We start from the raw sequence: 16,913 nt of genomic DNA, 5'->3' as shown, positions 1-16,913 counted from the left end.
AATGACAAATACAACAAAGCTTGATCCGATTGAAACGGCCTCCCTTGATGAACTGCAGGCGCTGCAGACCGCGCGTCTGAAATGGACGCTGCACCACGCCTATAACAACGTGCCGATGTACAAACGCAAGTTTGACGCCGCGGGCGTTCACCCTGACGATTTCAAAGAGCTGGCGGATATCCGCAAATTCCCGTGCACCACCAAGCAGGACCTGCGGGATAACTACCCGTTTGATACCTTTGCCGTGCCGATGGAGCAGGTGGTGCGTATTCACGCGTCATCCGGCACCACCGGCAAACCGACCGTTGTTGGCTATACCCAAGGCGACATCGACAACTGGGCCAATCTGGTGGCCCGCTCCCTGCGCGCGGCGGGCGGCAGCGCGAAGGACAAAATTCACGTGGCGTATGGCTATGGCCTGTTTACCGGTGGGCTTGGCGCGCACTACGGCGCCGAGCGTTTAGGCGCGACGGTGATCCCGATGTCCGGCGGCCAGACGGAGAAACAGGCGCAGCTGATCCGTGATTTCCAGCCGGACATGATCATGGTGACGCCATCCTACTGCCTCAACCTGATTGAGGAGCTGGAGCGCCAGATGGGCGGCGACGCCAGCTCCTGCTCCCTGCGCGTGGGCGTTTTCGGCGCCGAGCCGTGGACGCAGGCTATGCGTCGCGAAATTGAAAAACGCTTAGGCATTACGGCGCTGGATATTTATGGCCTCTCCGAGGTGATGGGGCCGGGCGTGGCGATGGAGTGTATCGAAACCGCCGACGGCCCGACCATCTGGGAAGATCATTTCTACCCGGAGATCGTCAACCCGAACGACGGCACGCCGCTGGACGACGGCGAGCAGGGCGAACTGCTGTTCACCACGCTGACCAAAGAGGCGCTGCCGGTGATCCGCTACCGCACCCGCGACCTGACGCGCCTGCTCCCGGCCACCGCGCGCAGCATGCGGCGCATGGACCGGATCAGCGGCCGCAGTGACGATATGCTGATCATCCGCGGCGTCAACGTCTTCCCGTCGCAGCTGGAAGAGGAGATTGTGAAGTTCGAACACCTTTCTCCGCACTACCAGCTGGAGGTGAACCGTCGCGGGCATCTTGATTCGCTTTCCGTGAAGGTGGAGCTGAAAGAGAGCAGCTTAACGCTGACGCACGAGCAGCGCTGCCAGGTGTGCCACCAGCTGCGCCACCGCATTAAGTCGATGGTGGGGATTTCCACCGACGTGATGATTGTGAACTGCGGCAGCATTCCGCGCTCGGAGGGGAAAGCCTGCCGGGTGTTTGATTTGCGTAAAATTGCGGCCAACGGTTGAGTTTCCCTCACCCCAGCCCTCTCCCAAAGGGAGAGGGTGTAAAAGTTCCCTCTCCCTTTGGGCTGAGGGTTAGGGTGAGGGGCTATCCCAGAATCCTATGCTATGATTCATCCAGGACAAAAATAACAACAGAATGAATCACATGAATAAACTCGACGCCTTTATCCAGCACGCGGTCAGCTCGGTTCCCGTCAGCGGAACGTCGCTTATCTCCTCGCTATACGGTGACGCGCTTTCCCACCGCGGCGGCGAGATTTGGCTCGGCAGCCTTGCCGCCTTACTGGAAGGCATGGGATTTGGCGAGCGCTTCGTGCGCACCGCGCTGTTTCGCCTCAACAAAGAGGGCTGGCTGGATGTTTCCCGCATCGGGCGACGCAGCTTTTACCGCCTGAGCGATAAGGGGCTGCGCCTGACGCGTCGCGCGGAGAATAAGATCTATCGCGCAGAGCTGCCCGCCTGGGACGGCAAATGGCTGTTGCTGCTCTCCGAAGGGCTGGATAAAACCACCCTCGCCGACGTCAAAAAACAGCTGATCTGGCAGGGGTTTGGCACGCTGGCGCCGAGCCTGATGGCCTCGCCGTCGCAGCATCTGGCGGACGTGCAGTCCCTGCTTCACGATGCCGGCGTGGCGGAAAACGTGATTTTCTTTGAAGCCCACTCGCCGCTGGCGCTCTCCCGCGCGGCGCTGCGTTCGCGGGTGGAAGAGTGCTGGCAGCTAACCGAGCAAAACGCGATGTACGAGTCGTTTATCAACTCGTTCCGCCCGCTGCTGCCGCTGCTGAAGGAGGCCGCGCCGGAGGAGCTGACGCCGGAGCGCTGCTTCCAGATCCAGCTGCTGCTGATTCATTTTTATCGTCGCGTGGTGCTGAAAGATCCGCTGCTGCCGGAGGAGTTACTGCCCGCGCACTGGGCGGGACAAAGCGCCCGTCAGCTCTGCATTAATATCTATCAGCGTGTCGCGCCGGGGGCGCTGGCGTTTGTCAGCGAGAAGGGGGAAACCTCCGTGGGCGAGCTGCCCGTGCCCGGCACGCTCTACTATCAACGCTTTGGTGGCCTTACAAGCGCATAAGGAGTGAAGATGCCAGTTTATCAAATTGACGGTCTGACGCCGGTGGTGCCGGACGAGAGCTATGTTCACCCAACGGCGGTGCTGATTGGCGACGTGATTCTGGGCAAGGGCGTGTATGTTGGACCGAACGCCAGCCTGCGCGGCGATTTTGGCCGTATCGTCGTGAAAGACGGCGCCAACATTCAGGATAACTGCGTCATGCACGGTTTTCCGGAGCAGGACACGGTGGTGGAGGAAGACGGGCATATCGGCCATAGCGCCATCCTGCACGGCTGCATCATCCGCCGTAACGCGCTGGTGGGTATGAACGCGGTGGTGATGGACGGGGCGGTCATCGGTGAAAACAGCATAGTCGGCGCGGCGGCGTTCGTGAAGGCGAAAGCGGAGATGCCTGCCAACTACTTGATTATCGGCAGCCCGGCCAAAGCGATTCGCGAGCTGAGCGAGCAGGAGCTGGCGTGGAAGCGGCAGGGCACGCGGGAGTATCAGGTGCTGGTGGAGCGCTGCAAGCTAACTATGCACCAGGTTGAGCCGCTGCGCGAGGCTGAGCCTGACCGGAAACGGCTGACGTTTGACGAGAATTTAAGGCCGAAGTCGGCGGTGTAGGGGTAAGACCGTCTTTTTTCGCCATATCCATCAATAGCGCGATGCCAATATAGTTGCTCCAGTTAAAGGTATTTTGCAGCACCACCACCGCATTACCTTTTTCTTTGTCATAGCCGATAAAGCTGGAGTAGCCGCCGATATAGCCGACCTGATAGGTGATTTTTTCGAGACCGATAAAGTCGGTGGTCCAGGCAATGCCCTGCACCCCGTCGGGGCGTTGAATATCGGTATTTCTGACTTCGTCAAAGACGCTGTCCAGCAAGGGATTGTGGGTCACAGAGACGTGATAGCGGGCATAGGCCGCCAGATCTTCGGCGTTGCTGTACAAGCTCGCCGCTGCCACCATGTTGTTGGAGAAATGCCAGTCCGGCGTCAGCTGCCCGCGCGGGATAAATTTTGGCTGATCGCCCGCGTGGCCGAGCGCCCGCTGCGGGTATCCTTTAAGCTTCTGTGGCGTAAAGCTGCTGTTAGCCATGTGCAGCGGACGGAAAATATAGCGCGAGGCTAAACTCTGAATATCTTCCCCGGTTTTGTGCTTCAGGATATAGCCAATCAGGGCGTAGCCGGTATTGGAGTATTGCGGCGTTTTATCCTTCGGCGCGCGCCAGCTGGCGAGATAGTTCAGCACGTTATCGCTGTCCAGATCACCGTAGAAGTTATCACCCGTGCTTAAGTAGCGGATGAATTTTCCGAGCATCGGAACATCCATATTCTGGCGCGGAAGGCCGGAGGTGTGGGTTACCAGCTCCAGCAGGGTGATTTTTTGTGCATCTTTGCTCAGCGGCGTACCAGCCGGTAGCAATGTTGCCAGGCTGTCTTTCCAGTTCAGTTGCCCCTCACTGACCAGACAGGCCACCACTTCCGCCGTGATCCCTTTGCTGAGCGAGCCGAGCGCGAACAGGGTATCTGGCCTGACCGGGTAACGATTGACCGCATCGGTAACGCCCCAGGTATAAAACTGCGGTGAGCCGTGATTGTGAATTACCGCGACCGTCATTCCTGGAACGGATTTTTGCACCATGTAGTGACGCACCACGCTGTCAACGTCGCCATCCAGCGATTCATGGGTGAGGAGTTCCTGGGTACCTTCCGGGGAGGACATTTGCGAGAGCGTGCCACAACCGCTGAGGAGTGGGATGGTAAGCAGAAGCCAGCAAATTTTTTTAGTGATGTTCTGCATACCTGATAGCGAGTGTGATGGTCATTGGCGCGGCGGGAATGTATCACACTTAGCCTGTGTGAATGTAAACTTTCTGTACGGAGGCCGCCGCGTGGGTGGTCTCGGTGACTATTCTGCCTGCTTTGAGGATTTCAGCATGACACGCTTTCATCAACTTACCGCCACCAGCCTGGATGGACGTCTTATCTCAATGGACGACTATGCTGGGAAGGTGGTTCTGGTCGTCAATACCGCCAGCCAGTGCGGCTTTACGCCCCAGTATGCGGGTCTCGAAGCGCTATACAAGAAATACGCCGAACAAGGGTTAGTGGTGCTGGGTTTCCCCTGCAACCAGTTCGGTAAACAGGAACCCGGCGACGCCGATGAAATCTCAAAGACCTGCCACGTTAACTACGGCGTGAGCTTCCCGATGTTCGAGAAGGTCGAGGTTAACGGCAGCACAGCGCACCCGCTGTTTCGTTATCTGAAAAAAGAATTGCCCGGTGTGCTGGGGGGGCGGATTAAGTGGAACTTTACTAAGTTTCTGATCGGACGCGACGGTAAACCCCTCAAGCGTTTTGCACCGATGACCTCGCCAGAGAAAATGGAGGGGGCGATTGTGGAGGCTTTAGGGGGGTAGGGGTCTGGTATTGGAATCAGTCATTATTCTGGTACTTGAGGAATTCATGATGTCCGCTTTGTGCCAAAGGCTGACGTTGCTGGTTATCTGGTTAAGGCCCAATTTTGGGCCTTATTTTAATCTTAATTTATTAATAAACTTTCAACTTCCTTTGCAATTCTATCAATTTTTTGAATCATGATTTTTGATGGGATTAAATCTTGGCCGTGGACCAAAGCATTGCGATATTTAATTATTTCCCTTAAATCATTATTCAACCGGCTTTCAATACGACCAAATTTAACCAACTCATTTAGCGCAATTGAAATAGAGCGATACCTTTTACCTTTTCTAGAAGAGCTATAATATTGTGCTGGAACTGAATCAATGCCAATGGATTGGGCTTGATTAGAATATAACTTATTAAGCAGCCTATTGAGAAATGATTCCAACTCATTGAATCTATATAAAAATAAAGCGAGAGAATCTGTAGTATCATCATGATTTTTATTTTCATTTTTTTCTTCAATCGTATTACTATCATTGAGCTTGCTATTATTCCCATTCATATCTGACGAAGACTGACTAGCATAATTTTTATTTTCTTCATGCTCGTCTATGGATTTTTTTATTTCCTCACTTGCTTTTTCAATTTTATCTAACCGCAGGACGTACAGAATGAAATAACAAAAAAGAAAAATAGTTATTATGAAAAATGCCGCACATAAATTTTTAGACACAACTCTAACCATATTTACTTTATCATCAAATGATACCAAAGTAAAAACAGCCAGTAGAATTGTTGATAATGAAAAAAAAGTTAACGCAAATAATAAAACTCTTTCATTGTTTTGAGTTAAATTTATTGCATCTATTTTAGTTGAGTCATTTTCTTTCTGTTTGTCTTGATTGTTTCTAAGGAATATATAACCCGTAACTGTTAGACCATAAATGGCAGCAATCACTTGTGCTTGCGTGGAATATATATATAGATGTTGTTCTTCACTAAGTAAATACCAAGGACTCTCAAACCCTTGGTATATCCATAGATAAGAAACAACCGTTGTTAATATAAATAAAAGAGTAATGGTCAGTTTCACTTTAAGCTATCCTGCTGATGTGATGCATTCAGTTTTGAGTAGCTATTTTGATAAAATTTTGATAACCAATCAATAACCAAAAAAGGGAGTGACATGCTCCCCGTTGATTAACACATCTCAATGTTAGTAATGCGACTATTTGGCTGCGAGAACAACGGCGAACTTCCACTTCTGGCTCAAAGCGGACATCCCCACATACAAATCCAAGTTCTGCAAAAAACATTACCCCCGCAACCATGGCGTAATCGACAAACCCGTAAGCAAGCCTTCCGGGCTGAGCAGGCGAGTGACGGTTTGCCCCCACGGTTCCATACGGTTAGCCACCAGCAACCGATAGCCTTTTTCACTCAGAACTCGGGTAGCCGATTCCAGATCCTGCACCTCGTACTCAATCCAACCCTGCGGTATCGGGTGCTCTTCTGGCCACTGTTCTTCTCCAAAACAGGAGGTTGCCGCCTGCGCGAGCGGCCAGACGGCAAAATGCTTCACGCCTTCTAATTGGCCCTCTTCAGTGAGCAGATAATCACTATTCCCCTCCATCGGCTTCAGCGGCAGACCGAGTGTCTGGATATAAAAGGAGATGCTGGTTTCTGTATCGCGCGAAATAGGCCCGAACCCGGCGATAAACAAAACATCTACTCCCGGTAACGTCTGCGACATATCCACTCCGTAATGACCAAAAAACATTCTGAATTTACCTTAGGGCTGGCTGAAATACGACTCTCAATTCTGGTGTCGCATTCACCGCGCCTGCTCGCTCACGACGGGGATCCGCATTGCCTTTCGCCCACGGAGCTGTATAAATCGTTGTTGCTGATCTCGGGGGCGATGACGACCGGTTCAACAATCAGTAAAAGCAGGGGTGCACTGCTTAAAAACGTACCGGATGTTAAACGTGCACAGCTTGGATCCATTCTCAGGGAGTCACTGTTGACGTTTCCGCCTGAAGAACTGAGTGACAAGTAGCTGAGTGCCGATAATAAAAATAACACCCTGATCTCACCTCACTGAAAGGAAAAGTATGTCTTTACCGCCACTGTACGCGCTGCGCGCGTTTGAAGTTGCCGCGCGGCTGAACTCCTTCAGCAAAGCCGCTGAAGCACTGAATATCACTCCGGGAGCGGTTAGCAGGCATGTCCGGACGCTTGAAATGTGGTTCGACTGCGAGCTGTTTAAGCGGCAGGGGCCGAGAGTGGAGGTCAGCGAAGCCGGGCGTATTCTGGCCGGTCAGCTTAGCGAAAGCTTCTCGAATATTGAGTGGGCCTGTCGCGCATTCCGCAGTGAAAATCACCTTCTGCGCCTCAAAGCGCCCAGCACCCTGACGATGCGATGGCTCCTGAACGTTCTCAAAACCTTTCGCGAGAACCATGCGAAACCGAAAATCGAAATCGCCAGCGTCTGGATGGACTTCGACACCGTTGACTTCAGCCGGGAGCCATACGATTGCGCGATCCTCCTCGGTAATGGCTATTTCGGCGAGTCAACGGAGAGCAGCCTGCTTTTCAGCGAATGGCTTATTCCTGTTTGTCCGCCGTCACTGCTTGAGTCTGCCCGGCACCAGCTTCCTGAGTGCGATCTTATCCATCCCTCTCCGGACAGGCGGGACTGGAAGCGCTGGCTGAAAAGAACAGGGCTTTTCCCCGGGCTCGACATGAGCGGCGGAATTGTGTTCGATACCCTCGAACAGGGGAGCCTCGCCGCCATGCACGGTCACGGCGTGGCGATGGCCGATCTCCGGCTCACGCTGGAAGCACTAAAAAGCGGCCTGCTCGCGCTGCCCTTCAGGGAGGCGATAGCAACGGGGGACGGCTACTATCTTGTGTGGCCGAAAAATTCGCTCAGAAGACAGAGTATTGAACGTCTGCTGGCGTGGCTTAGCCTTAACGCGCCGGTTATTCCTTCTCTGGATATCGTCTGTCTTGATTACAAAATGAAATAAAAAGCAGGATATTTCTCGCGGAATATCCTGCCTGTTGAATGCATTCAGGCGTAGGGAATATTTGCCATTTTCTTATATCTTTCCGGCAGGGCACTGTTCAGGTTGAGTAACTTATCCAGAATATAAAGCGCAGGCGTTCCTTTTGCTCGCTCGGCGTCGATCAGCGCCGCGCGTATCACATTGGTAGCCGAAGTCATTTTGCTGAAATACTCTTCTGATTCCGGCGTCTGGACCTCCCCGGACCCTGTGTAACGCATCCGGGGCCAGTCCGCGAAGTCAGGCAGGATTAGGGTTGCATCGTCTTTTGGAATGTGTGCCGAGAGCAACGCTTCGGCGTTACCCGGATTGCGTTGAGCGAAAGACAGGAGATGCAGTCGATGGATGAATGGCGAAAGCGCCTCAGCGCGATCGCTATCTGATGAAAGTAACGTGATGAGCGCATGTATATTTTCACCGGCGGTGTTTTTTTCAGGTGAGGTCATTTTCATTAGATGAAACAAAACATCGAGTGTCATAGGTACTCCATACACATATATTATTATTTGAATTTTGCTATCAATTTCTTGCCAGCAATATACCAGTGATGAACGGATGGTATTTCAATGCGGTTATGTTTGAAAAACGATAAATAGTGGCAGTCAATGTGAGTTTTACTCAACGTGACGCTCTGGGCCCCAACATTGCAGATCCTCTCACTGCAGCGTTTTGTTTCACAAACGCCATAGCTCATCGGCTTTTCAGAATGGTATAACGTCGTGCAGCAATCGGCTTGCCGTTAATCGCCACATTCGCAAAGGCTTATATGAAACAAATTACCTTCAGTGACCTGCAGCAGCAAAGCGAGCAGGCCGCAAATTCTCCTCGCTTACGGGCGCATCGTAATTTACATCCTGAGCTGAGCGACCCGGTGCAGCGCCTGGCTATCGCCATGGAGCCCGGCACCTATGTTCGCCCTCATCGCCACCCGCACACGTTTGAACTGCTGACGGCCCTTAGCGGTCGCTTTCTGGTGTTGAACTTCGACGACAGCGGCAACGTGACCCGGCGCGTAGTGTTAGGCGAAGAGTGCAAGGTGCTGGAGATGGATGCCGGCACCTGGCATGCCGTGCTGTCTCTGGATAAAGGCGGCGTCATTTTTGAGGTAAAACACGGAGGGTATCAGCCTGTTCCCGAGCACGATACCACCCCGTGGTCGCCTGCTGAAAACGAACCCGGCACAAAGGAGTTGATGGCGTGGTACGCCCAGGCGCAGGTGGGTGACGGTGGTTTTACCCTGTAATTGCGCGCTTAAGTGCCGGGCGATGACCCGCTTCTTCAGGCTACACAGGTGTGCTGTTAGCGTTCACTGCAACAAACGTTCGGTGAAGCGGTCGCCAAACAGCATGATGGCGAGCCCAACGAGCATGATGACCATTCCGCCCAACCGCATCGCTGAAACCGGACGACGCAGGGTACCCAGCAGACCAAAGTGGTCAATCACCTGCGACGAGAGCAACTGCCCGACAATCGCCAGCCCGAGCAGGGCGGAAAAACCAATTTTCGGTGCCAGCACGACATAGCTGAACAGCGCGCAGGCACCGATGAATCCTCCCGTCAGGCTCCACAGCGGTTGCGACGGAATTGCCGAAAGCGAGGTGGCTAATCCACCCCTTAGCAATGCGTAAATCCCAAGACTCACCGCCCCGGCGGTAAAAGAAAACAGGGCCGCCGTTACCGCATCACCGGCCAGACCCTTTGCCAGCTGGCTGTTGAGGGTTGTTTGCAGCGTAATACCCAGGCCTGCGGCAAAGGCGATGACGTAATAAACCATGCTCATCCGTTTCATTACCTTCAGTGCGCCTGATGCAGCGGCAGGAAGCTGTCCGCAAATATGTCAGGCTCATAGCCAGTGGCGGTAAAAAGATGCTGGCGTGATTCATCAATCGCTGCACGAAGGCGTGCGCTGTCCACGCCCAGCACGTTGCCGCCTTGCTTAACGATGCGTCCTCCAATCATCACGGTATCAATATTGCTGCGCTCAGCGGCATGCACAACCGTGCCAAAAGCATTCCCGGAGGGGTAGAGGTTGAGATCGCCCACGTTAATCAGGATCAGGTCGGCCTGTTTGCCCGGCGTCAGGCTTCCTACTTTCTCCTGCAGCCCGGCGCACGCCGCGCCATCGATGGTGGCGGCCTTCAGAAGCTGGGCGGCCTGAAGCGTTTTCAGGGAGTGCGCGCTACCGCAACAGGATTGTTGATGCATGCCCATGACGCGCTGCAGGTAAAACGCCACGCGCATCTCCATAAACATGTCGCCGCTATATGAGGTTTCATTATCAACGCTCAGACCAGGGCGAATGCCGTGACGCAGGGCAGACTGAATGGCAAACATCCCGTCCTCAATGCCGTAGTGCGCGTCGGAACGAGGGCAGACGTTCACCCGCACGCCCGCATCCCGCAGGATCGCCCAGCCTTCGTCAGGCAGGGCCGTGCAGTGATTGAAGATATTGTCCGTGCCCAGCATCCCCCGCTGATGCAGCTCCGCAAGCTGTGAGGCCATTTCACCGCCGAAAAATTCAGTGACGATCGGTAGCCCGAGCCTGCGCGCCTCGGTCCACATCTCAGGTTCCAACTGGGCCATCGCCGCCAGTGAAACAAGGCTTTCCGGGTTGTTCCGAAAATACTTTTCCTGCAGGCGCTGCCAGTTTCCCGGCCAGTTCGCAGTGTCCCATTCCCCGGATACCGGCGAGCCAGAGGCGTGAATAGCGCGGATCCCGGCATCCTGAAGCGCCTCGACGGCGGCGTCTGAATGGGCGGCGCTGCGGCTGTTATGGGAGTTATCAATGACGGTGGTGATCCCGGCGTCAATACAGCCCAGCGCGGAGAGCAGGTTGCCAACGTACATATCGGCAGGGCGGTAGTATTTCGCAAAAGAGAAATGCGTGGCGTTGCAGTAGTCCTCCATCGATTCCGCATTAGGGTTGATGCGACGCAATTGCCCCTCCCAGGCGTGGCGATGGGTATCCACCTTCCCCGGCATGGCAATCATGTTTGTGGCATCAATAACCGTGGCTCCCTGTGCCTCCAGTTTTTCGCCGACGGCCGCAATCGTGGTCCCTTTGATGAGGATGTCGCCGCGTTCAATATTGCCCATGGTCTCATCCATGCTGAGGATCGTCGCGCCGCGAATCAGCGTCGCCGGGGAAGGGGTGTTCTGATTATTCACAATATTTCTTACGTAATCGGTCATTTTTTCGTCTCTCTTGTTAACTACTGTCCACAAGCTACGTCACTCGATTAGCGTGAAAAAGGCGCGTAATATGTTTTCTTTATTCATAATCAGCGAATAATTGAATTCTACAGGTGGAAGAACGAATGGATCGTATCCAGGCTATGCAGATCTTTATAAGGGTGGCGGAGTCCGGCAGCTTCGTGCGTGCGGCTGAAACCCTCTCCCTGCCTGCCTCAACGGTCACCAGCACCATTAAAAATCTGGAGAAATACCTGCAGGTGCGCCTGCTGAACAGGACGACACGGCGGGTAAGCCTGACGCCCGAAGGCTTGCAGTACCTGACGCAGTGTCGTGAAATTCTTGCATTAATCGACCAGGCGGAGTCCAGCCTGAGCGATTCCGGCAGTAGACCACAGGGTCGCCTGCGGGTGGATATGCCAGCCGGGATTGCTCATCACATCGTGATGCCCCAGCTGAATGATTTTTACCGTCTTTATCCGGATATCTACCTCATGATCGGCGTCAGCGATCGTCAGGTTGACCTGGTGCAGGAGGGCGTCGACTGTGTCATTCGAACGGGGGAACTGAATAACTCCACGCTGGTAGCCCGTCCGCTGGGCCGCTTTCGCTGGGTCACCTGCGCCTCGCCGGGCTATCTCCGGGAATACGGCATTCCGCCGTCGCCGGATGCACTTAGCGGGCACCGGGCGGTTCACTATTTTTCCGGCCAGACGCGACGCGCGAACGAATTGCGCTTCGCTCAGGGCGCTGAAATGCTGTCTGTTCCGGTGAGCGGTGCCGCCGCCGTCAATGAAACGGGGCTCTATATTCAAATGTGTCTGGAGGGTTTTGGGCTGGTGCAGGTGGCCGAGAATATTGTCGCAGAGCATCTGCGCGAGGGAAGGCTGGTGGAGGTGCTGGCGGACTGGCAGCCGCCGTCGGTGCCGGTCACGCTGCTCTATCCCCACCAGCGATATCTTTCTCCAGCCGTGCGCGCCTTTGCTGACTGGATAGCCGGGATTATTTAATGCTGCCGAGGCTTTGCAGGAAATCTTCAACCTGCTCAGGCGTAGCCGTGTCTGCCTGGTAAAGAATATCGAGCTTAACGTTCTTTAACCCGCAAAAGCCAAATACCCCTTCGATTATCTGCGTCTGAATTGCCGTCGAATAGCCGTGCTTGTCGAATCCAGCGAGATCGCTGCCGCCGGTGGCAATCAGGCGGACGGGAACGTCCCGTAAGTTGCCCACAATTCGGCCGTCGTCGGCCACCTTATACGCCCAGTTCAGGGTTAAAACGCGATCGAACCAGCCTTTCAACAGCGCGGGGACCGACCACCAGTAAATGGGGAAGACAAACACCAGCATATCCGCTCGCTCGACGCGCTGCTGCTCGCGCAGGATATCGTCGGGAAGCGCGCTCGGATCGCCGTGATATAAATCCAGATCGGGGCGAGAAAACGCCGGATTAAACCCTTCCGCATGAAGATCGGCGATCTCAACCTGCGTGCCTTGCTCGCGTAATTTACCGGCAATGCGTGCGGCCAGCGTATGGGATAACGACGTGTCGACAGGATGAGCCGTCACGATCAGCGCGTTATTAATAGCGTGTGTTGCAGACATAGCGACCTCGAAGTGGGTGAGAACTGCCAGTTATATTACTATTGGTAACTTAGCTGTCAATCCGCACCCAACGATCATTTTGTGCTATTCGCGTAGGTCTCCAGCACGCCGGACATCGCGCCGCTGAGCGTATCTTCCGCAACATTGCGAGCCAGCACGCCGTTACCCGCGGCGGTGCTTAGCGCATCCGCCGCACCTATGATGGCCGTCAGCGCCGCTTCTCCCTGAACGCCTTTCAGCACGACGAACGGGGACAGCGCGGTACGCAGGCAGTCGGCACATTCAGCCACGCACGCCTCGCGGAACGTCTGCAACGCGCGGGAGCCGGACAGCGCCGCCGCAATCGGACCGGTTTCCGGTCCGGCGGTAATGGCGCAGTCGATATAGGCGGCGCTGAAAAAGCGGATCGTCTTGTTCAGGGTTTTGCTGTCTACCGCCAGTGTCTCCCTGAACTTCGCCAGCTGCCGGTCGCTATAGTCCTGGTAGAGCGCCATCAGCAGCCCTTCGCGATCGCCAAAGTGATCGTAGGGAATAGGCTTCGTCACGTTTGCCCGCTCTGCCAGGTAGCCCAGCGTCAGCGCCTCCGTGCCTTGCTGACGAACGATTCCGCGCGCCACTTCCAGCAGCTGCACGCGACGATCCTCTTTTCTTAAGCGCTTAACGACCATGCTTTCCTCGGTTCTGTTATCTACTCATGGTAGTTTACGCGTTTAGGCAGGGGGCTGCACCCGTTGTTTCCCAGAGCGGAACCGGAACTTCAAAGCCCCAGTTCGCTCAGAGAAGGGTGATCGTCCGGGCGCCTGCCCAGCGGCCAGTGGAACAGACGTTCAGATTCTTTTATCGGCATATCGTTTACGCAGGCAAAGCGGCGCTTCATCAGCCCGTCCGGCTCAAACTCCCAGTTTTCATTGCCGTAGGAGCGGAACCAGTTGCCGGAATCATCATGCCATTCATAGGCATAGCGCACCGCGATCCGGTTATCCGTAAACGCCCAGAGCTCTTTAATCAGGCGGTAATCCAGCTCTTTTTTCCATTTCCGCGCCAGAAACGCCTGGGCTTCCTCGCGGTTCGTGGCGAACTCCGCGCGGTTGCGCCACTGGGTATCCAGCGTATAGGCCAGCGCGACTTTTGCCGGGTCGCGGCTGTTCCAGCCGTCTTCGGCCAGCCTGACTTTTTCGATGGCGCTTTCGCGAGTGAAGGGCGGTAATGGAGGACGTGTGTTCATAGCGATAACCTCAGCGTTATATGAAGTAGACAGGTCTGTCTACCTGATGTAATCTATGCCTGAAAAATAACGCTGTCAATATCCGTTTTGAGGCCGTCGAAAAAATGAAAACACAATCCGCAAGTAACGAACAGAAAGTCAGCGTCAGGGATAAAATATTACTTACGGCACACGATCTGTTTTATTCCACAGGCTTCAGGGCGACGGGGGTGGATACGCTGATTAAGGCGTCAAAAGTCACCAAAGTGACGTTCTATCGCCATTTTCCGAGTAAAAATTTGCTTATTCTCGCCTATTTGCACTATCGGCATGAAATATGGATTAGCTGGTTTGAAGCTACGTTACGTCGACATCTGGACGAAGGCGAATCACCTTCTGGTGCGATAGCTGCAACGCTTCACGAATGGTTTATTTCACCCGATTTTCACGGCTGCGCGTTTATTAACGCCAGCGCAGAGGCAAAATCCGAAGAGATTGAAAATGAAATAAAAGAGATATGCCGAGACCATAAGGCAGAAACAAAGAAAAAAATCGAAATGCTCGCCGATATAGCGGATGAAAAGACCTGTAACGACATTATGATGCTTATCGACGGGGCTATTATTCATGCCCAAATGGGAATGGATACAGAAGCAGTAATAAACGCGTTGAAAACGGGCTTAGAAAAGCTGACGGGCCAATGAGATGACTCTGTGCTTAATCAGCCCTCATCCGGGGCCGATTAAGCACCCGCGTTACACCGTCGGGATGGTGCCGCCATCAATGACAAATTCAGTACCGGTAATACTCGCAGCATGCGATGACGCGAGGAAGACGATGAGGTTAGCCACTTCAATCGGCCTGGCAGGGCGTCCCAGCGGTATTCCACCCAGCGACTTCATAATGATCTGCTTGCCGCCTTCGTAGTCTGTGCCTGCCTGCGTAGCCAGCCTCTCCGCCAGCGCCACCGCGGCCTCGGTTTCGATCCAGCCGGGCGCGACGCGCACAACCCGAACCCCCTTCGGCGACACTTCTTTTGAGAGGCTTTTACTGTATGTCGAAAGTGCCGCTTTAGCCGCTGCATACGCGGTGGTTGATTCCGGTAACGGCAGTTCGCGCTGAATAGAGGTCACGTGAATAATTACCCCGTTTCCCTGAGCAAGCATTCCGGGAAGCAGGGCGCGATCCAGGCGCACTGCGGGCAGCAAATTAAGATTGAGCTCCTGCTGCCACGCTTCTTCTCCCAGCGCAGCAAAACCGCCGCCGGGTGAGGTGGAACCGCCTGCCACATGAATAATCACGTCGACTCCTCCCATCTGTTCCTGAACGGCTGATGCGACCAGGTCACATCCTGCAATTGTCGTAAGGTCAGCGGCTACAAATGTATCTGCGATATTGACCTCCGGCTCATGGCGCGCCGTGGTAAATACCGTTGCACCAAGTTGTTTTAAAAGCCCGACGACTGCTTTTCCCAGCCCTTTTGTGCCAGCGGTAACAAGCACGCGCTTGCCTGTGAAATTAATATCTAATGACATGACCAATAACTCCCGTTATTTACAGTACGGGTATATTCAACATAGACTGAGAAATTGACAAGTACGCACGAAAAAGTGAGTTACTAAATTATGAGTAAGTTATATAGTCCGGAATCTGCCGCAAGCGGCGTGGAGCAAGTATTACGGCTGCTCGAAGGCCGCTGGAAATTAATTATTCTTTTTCATCTTTTCGACGGAAAAGTGCAGCGCTACTCTGATTTCGAAAAACTGATTCCCGGTATTTCCCAGAAGATGCTGGCGCAGCAGCTTCGACAGCTTGAGTCCGACGGTATCGTTTCGCGGATGGTCTATCCTCAGGTACCACCAAAAGTGGAATATCGACTCACCGAATGGGGGCAGGCATTATGCCCGGCACTCGATGCCATGCTGAAATGGGCAGAAAAACGCGAGAATTATGCGAGCCTGGCTACCGATGGAACCTCTTTCAAAAACCCAAACGGAGAATGACGCCATAACTGTTGTCATTCGCCGTTCGTTAACGCGGGTTATTAGCATCCCCTCACAGCAGAGCATACTCAGGATTATGGGGATGTCTCTTTAGAAAGAGGGGGGTCGTCCCGCTGCGCCAGGGACAGCGCGCTGGCGCTGGCGGGGTCGAACAACGAGATGCTCTCAATCTGATTGAGCAAAATCACCTTTCGGAAAGACATGGCGCTGCGGGGTTCTGAATCGAGCGTGATGTCATGCTCCGCATACCACTTGCTGTAATTATTCTCAATGCGCAGATTCATCGTTTTCTCGTCCCTGTAGCCGCTTAACATCGGGATCAGCACAATATTGGCCGTTTTTTCATATTCCAGCGTCGCGGTGTGGATCATGCCGATGTAAATCCGCCGCGACCGAAGCGTCACCTGCGCCAGCTCGCCTTGCTCCATACACTGGTACAGCAGCTGTTCAATACCGCTCGACTGGGCAAGACGCTTGTAGAGCTTTTTCCGGCTTTCACCGTCCAGCCTGGCGCTGCCTGCCCAGTTAGAGCGGTAGAGGCAAAACAGGATGGCAAACGCCAGCATTACGACCACCGGCGCCTGAATGCCTAAAAAACTCCAGTTCATAAAGTCGATTTGCCAGTCGGTATATTTCAGTGAGGCAAAATGGAAAGCGTTGTTGGCGGCGGAAAGGGTGAACAGCAGCAGCCAGAGTAATCCCGTGGCGATTACGCCCTGCAGAACGAAAATACAGCCATAAAGCGCAACGAGAAAATAGACGTCCCAGCCGAAGGAACGCTTGATTTTAAAGCGCGTCGACAGGTCCCGGCTGGTGTACCAGTACCCGCAAACCATCAGCACCATAAATATCGCCGTTCCCATATCAGGCCCTCTTCAGCGTGTTGACGTGACGCAGAAAATCCTGCCGCACCTCGTTGCTTTTGTAGTTCACCGAAGCGTTCCCGTCCTGGTCGATAATGATGCGATCGCCATCTTCCACGGCTTCAATAATTTCCTGCTGGCTCATTACCTGGAGCAGGGATTCGGGGCTGGAGAAAAGCGAGAGAAAGAAGCGTTTCATGTCA

21 protein-coding genes are annotated in these 16,913 nt (G+C 54.0%); 9 read left to right on the top strand and 12 right to left on the bottom strand.

What is annotated here, in order from left to right; all coding sequences use genetic code 11:
• Position 1: 1 nt before the first annotated feature.
• The 3 genes from paaK (at position 2) to paaY (ending at position 2,993) form a co-directional block, all read left to right on the top strand.
• On the top strand, positions 2 to 1,318 hold the full coding sequence (gene paaK, locus OSH03_RS01860; protein ID WP_266178110.1) for a phenylacetate--CoA ligase PaaK: 1,317 nt from the start codon (positions 2 to 4) through the stop codon (positions 1,316 to 1,318).
• A 133-nt stretch (positions 1,319 to 1,451) separates the two neighbouring features.
• The gene (gene paaX / locus OSH03_RS01855) at positions 1,452 to 2,387 is read left to right on the top strand and encodes a phenylacetic acid degradation operon negative regulatory protein PaaX (protein ID WP_021241337.1); all 936 of its coding nucleotides are present in this window, start codon (positions 1,452 to 1,454) and stop codon (positions 2,385 to 2,387) included.
• Between the two features lie 9 nt (positions 2,388 to 2,396).
• Complete coding sequence (paaY, locus tag OSH03_RS01850; RefSeq protein WP_151413827.1) at positions 2,397 to 2,993, top strand: phenylacetic acid degradation protein PaaY; 597 nt, start codon at positions 2,397 to 2,399, stop codon at positions 2,991 to 2,993.
• Here paaY and OSH03_RS01845 read toward each other — a convergent pair.
• The gene (locus OSH03_RS01845; RefSeq protein WP_266178109.1) at positions 2,902 to 4,173 is read right to left on the bottom strand and encodes a serine hydrolase domain-containing protein; all 1,272 of its coding nucleotides are present in this window, start codon (positions 4,171 to 4,173) and stop codon (positions 2,902 to 2,904) included. The two genes, paaY and OSH03_RS01845, sit on opposite strands and share 92 nt — an antisense overlap.
• 136 nt (positions 4,174 to 4,309) lie before the next feature.
• Between OSH03_RS01845 and OSH03_RS01840 the strand changes: the two genes are divergently transcribed.
• Positions 4,310 to 4,792, top strand: a complete 483-nt coding sequence (locus OSH03_RS01840) for a glutathione peroxidase (protein WP_266178108.1) — start codon at positions 4,310 to 4,312, stop codon at positions 4,790 to 4,792.
• A 122-nt stretch (positions 4,793 to 4,914) separates the two neighbouring features.
• Here the strand turns inward: OSH03_RS01840 and OSH03_RS01835 are convergent, their stop codons facing one another.
• Positions 4,915 to 5,871: a hypothetical protein gene (locus OSH03_RS01835; RefSeq protein WP_266178107.1), complete on the bottom strand. Its 957-nt coding sequence runs from the start codon at positions 5,869 to 5,871 to the stop codon at positions 4,915 to 4,917.
• Positions 5,872 to 6,093: 222 nt separating this feature from the next.
• Positions 6,094 to 6,531: a VOC family protein gene (locus OSH03_RS01830; protein WP_266178106.1), complete on the bottom strand. Its 438-nt coding sequence runs from the start codon at positions 6,529 to 6,531 to the stop codon at positions 6,094 to 6,096.
• Positions 6,532 to 6,892: 361 nt separating this feature from the next.
• Between OSH03_RS01830 and OSH03_RS01825 the strand changes: the two genes are divergently transcribed.
• The gene (locus tag OSH03_RS01825; RefSeq protein WP_266178105.1) at positions 6,893 to 7,810 is read left to right on the top strand and encodes a LysR substrate-binding domain-containing protein; all 918 of its coding nucleotides are present in this window, start codon (positions 6,893 to 6,895) and stop codon (positions 7,808 to 7,810) included.
• 44 nt (positions 7,811 to 7,854) lie between these two features.
• Here the strand turns inward: OSH03_RS01825 and OSH03_RS01820 are convergent, their stop codons facing one another.
• The gene (locus OSH03_RS01820) at positions 7,855 to 8,325 is read right to left on the bottom strand and encodes a hypothetical protein (RefSeq protein ID WP_266178104.1); all 471 of its coding nucleotides are present in this window, start codon (positions 8,323 to 8,325) and stop codon (positions 7,855 to 7,857) included.
• A gap of 287 nt (positions 8,326 to 8,612) precedes the next feature.
• Here OSH03_RS01820 and OSH03_RS01815 point away from each other — a divergent pair, with 287 nt between their 5' ends.
• Positions 8,613 to 9,089, top strand: a complete 477-nt coding sequence (locus tag OSH03_RS01815; RefSeq protein ID WP_266178103.1) for a WbuC family cupin fold metalloprotein — start codon at positions 8,613 to 8,615, stop codon at positions 9,087 to 9,089.
• Positions 9,090 to 9,152: 63 nt separating this feature from the next.
• On the opposite strand, the gene OSH03_RS01810 is transcribed toward OSH03_RS01815, so the two are convergent.
• Positions 9,153 to 9,626, bottom strand: a complete 474-nt coding sequence (locus tag OSH03_RS01810; RefSeq protein WP_266178102.1) for a DMT family transporter — start codon at positions 9,624 to 9,626, stop codon at positions 9,153 to 9,155.
• Between the two features lie 14 nt (positions 9,627 to 9,640).
• Positions 9,641 to 11,038, bottom strand: a complete 1,398-nt coding sequence (locus OSH03_RS01805) for an amidohydrolase family protein (protein WP_266178101.1) — start codon at positions 11,036 to 11,038, stop codon at positions 9,641 to 9,643.
• A 125-nt stretch (positions 11,039 to 11,163) separates the two neighbouring features.
• Between OSH03_RS01805 and OSH03_RS01800 the strand changes: the two genes are divergently transcribed.
• Positions 11,164 to 12,048, top strand: coding sequence for a LysR family transcriptional regulator (locus OSH03_RS01800; protein ID WP_266178100.1), 885 nt, complete (start codon positions 11,164 to 11,166; stop codon positions 12,046 to 12,048).
• Here OSH03_RS01800 and OSH03_RS01795 read toward each other — a convergent pair.
• The 3 genes from OSH03_RS01795 to OSH03_RS01785 form a co-directional block, all read right to left on the bottom strand.
• Positions 12,041 to 12,640, bottom strand: a complete 600-nt coding sequence (locus OSH03_RS01795) for an NAD(P)H-dependent oxidoreductase (protein ID WP_266178099.1) — start codon at positions 12,638 to 12,640, stop codon at positions 12,041 to 12,043. The genes OSH03_RS01800 and OSH03_RS01795 overlap by 8 nt on opposite strands.
• A 74-nt stretch (positions 12,641 to 12,714) precedes the next feature.
• Complete coding sequence (locus OSH03_RS01790; protein WP_266178098.1) at positions 12,715 to 13,308, bottom strand: TetR/AcrR family transcriptional regulator; 594 nt, start codon at positions 13,306 to 13,308, stop codon at positions 12,715 to 12,717.
• An 89-nt stretch (positions 13,309 to 13,397) separates the two neighbouring features.
• Positions 13,398 to 13,865 carry a nuclear transport factor 2 family protein gene (locus OSH03_RS01785; RefSeq protein WP_061098304.1) on the bottom strand — a complete coding sequence of 156 codons (468 nt, stop codon included), beginning with the start codon at positions 13,863 to 13,865 and terminating at the stop codon, positions 13,398 to 13,400.
• Positions 13,866 to 13,969: 104 nt separating this feature from the next.
• On the opposite strand from OSH03_RS01785, the gene OSH03_RS01780 reads away from it, so the two are divergent.
• Positions 13,970 to 14,548 (top strand): TetR/AcrR family transcriptional regulator, encoded by a 579-nt coding sequence (locus OSH03_RS01780; RefSeq protein WP_266178097.1) that lies wholly within the window; start codon positions 13,970 to 13,972, stop codon positions 14,546 to 14,548.
• A 51-nt stretch (positions 14,549 to 14,599) separates the two neighbouring features.
• Here the strand turns inward: OSH03_RS01780 and OSH03_RS01775 are convergent, their stop codons facing one another.
• Positions 14,600 to 15,379 (bottom strand): SDR family oxidoreductase, encoded by a 780-nt coding sequence (locus OSH03_RS01775; protein ID WP_266178096.1) that lies wholly within the window; start codon positions 15,377 to 15,379, stop codon positions 14,600 to 14,602.
• Between the two features lie 90 nt (positions 15,380 to 15,469).
• On the opposite strand from OSH03_RS01775, the gene OSH03_RS01770 reads away from it, so the two are divergent.
• Positions 15,470 to 15,847 (top strand): winged helix-turn-helix transcriptional regulator, encoded by a 378-nt coding sequence (locus OSH03_RS01770; RefSeq protein WP_061098301.1) that lies wholly within the window; start codon positions 15,470 to 15,472, stop codon positions 15,845 to 15,847.
• A gap of 74 nt (positions 15,848 to 15,921) precedes the next feature.
• Here the strand turns inward: OSH03_RS01770 and OSH03_RS01765 are convergent, their stop codons facing one another.
• Together OSH03_RS01765 and OSH03_RS01760 are read right to left on the bottom strand one after the other, a co-directional pair.
• A complete protein-coding gene (locus OSH03_RS01765; RefSeq protein ID WP_266178095.1) occupies positions 15,922 to 16,710 on the bottom strand; it encodes a hypothetical protein in 789 nt (262 codons plus the stop codon).
• Between the two features lies 1 nt (position 16,711).
• A complete protein-coding gene (locus tag OSH03_RS01760; RefSeq protein WP_024908361.1) occupies positions 16,712 to 16,909 on the bottom strand; it encodes a hypothetical protein in 198 nt (65 codons plus the stop codon).
• Positions 16,910 to 16,913 lie beyond the last annotated feature (4 nt).

The organism is Enterobacter nematophilus (assembly GCF_026344075.1).
Taxonomy (GTDB): domain Bacteria; phylum Pseudomonadota; class Gammaproteobacteria; order Enterobacterales; family Enterobacteriaceae; genus Enterobacter; species Enterobacter nematophilus.
This window is presented reverse-complemented; position numbering and strand designations above follow the sequence as displayed.

Excerpts from the sequence above, each read along its gene's own strand:
- paaK (WP_266178110.1), top strand. The coding sequence starts at position 2 with ATGACAAATACAACAAAGCTTGATCCGATTGAAACGGCCTCCCTTGAT.
- paaX (WP_021241337.1), top strand. The coding sequence starts at position 1,452 with ATGAATCACATGAATAAACTCGACGCCTTTATCCAGCACGCGGTCAGC.
- paaY (WP_151413827.1), top strand. The coding sequence starts at position 2,397 with ATGCCAGTTTATCAAATTGACGGTCTGACGCCGGTGGTGCCGGACGAG.
- OSH03_RS01845 (WP_266178109.1), bottom strand. The coding sequence starts at position 4,173 with ATGCAGAACATCACTAAAAAAATTTGCTGGCTTCTGCTTACCATCCCA.
- OSH03_RS01840 (WP_266178108.1), top strand. The coding sequence starts at position 4,310 with ATGACACGCTTTCATCAACTTACCGCCACCAGCCTGGATGGACGTCTT.
- OSH03_RS01830 (WP_266178106.1), bottom strand. The coding sequence starts at position 6,531 with ATGTCGCAGACGTTACCGGGAGTAGATGTTTTGTTTATCGCCGGGTTC.
- OSH03_RS01825 (WP_266178105.1), top strand. The coding sequence starts at position 6,893 with ATGTCTTTACCGCCACTGTACGCGCTGCGCGCGTTTGAAGTTGCCGCG.
- OSH03_RS01820 (WP_266178104.1), bottom strand. The coding sequence starts at position 8,325 with ATGACACTCGATGTTTTGTTTCATCTAATGAAAATGACCTCACCTGAA.
- OSH03_RS01815 (WP_266178103.1), top strand. The coding sequence starts at position 8,613 with ATGAAACAAATTACCTTCAGTGACCTGCAGCAGCAAAGCGAGCAGGCC.
- OSH03_RS01810 (WP_266178102.1), bottom strand. The coding sequence starts at position 9,626 with ATGAGCATGGTTTATTACGTCATCGCCTTTGCCGCAGGCCTGGGTATT.
- OSH03_RS01805 (WP_266178101.1), bottom strand. The coding sequence starts at position 11,038 with ATGACCGATTACGTAAGAAATATTGTGAATAATCAGAACACCCCTTCC.
- OSH03_RS01800 (WP_266178100.1), top strand. The coding sequence starts at position 11,164 with ATGGATCGTATCCAGGCTATGCAGATCTTTATAAGGGTGGCGGAGTCC.
- OSH03_RS01795 (WP_266178099.1), bottom strand. The coding sequence starts at position 12,640 with ATGTCTGCAACACACGCTATTAATAACGCGCTGATCGTGACGGCTCAT.
- OSH03_RS01790 (WP_266178098.1), bottom strand. The coding sequence starts at position 13,308 with ATGGTCGTTAAGCGCTTAAGAAAAGAGGATCGTCGCGTGCAGCTGCTG.
- OSH03_RS01785 (WP_061098304.1), bottom strand. The coding sequence starts at position 13,865 with ATGAACACACGTCCTCCATTACCGCCCTTCACTCGCGAAAGCGCCATC.
- OSH03_RS01780 (WP_266178097.1), top strand. The coding sequence starts at position 13,970 with ATGAAAACACAATCCGCAAGTAACGAACAGAAAGTCAGCGTCAGGGAT.
- OSH03_RS01775 (WP_266178096.1), bottom strand. The coding sequence starts at position 15,379 with ATGTCATTAGATATTAATTTCACAGGCAAGCGCGTGCTTGTTACCGCT.
- OSH03_RS01770 (WP_061098301.1), top strand. The coding sequence starts at position 15,470 with ATGAGTAAGTTATATAGTCCGGAATCTGCCGCAAGCGGCGTGGAGCAA.
- OSH03_RS01765 (WP_266178095.1), bottom strand. The coding sequence starts at position 16,710 with ATGGGAACGGCGATATTTATGGTGCTGATGGTTTGCGGGTACTGGTAC.
- OSH03_RS01760 (WP_024908361.1), bottom strand. The coding sequence starts at position 16,909 with ATGAAACGCTTCTTTCTCTCGCTTTTCTCCAGCCCCGAATCCCTGCTC.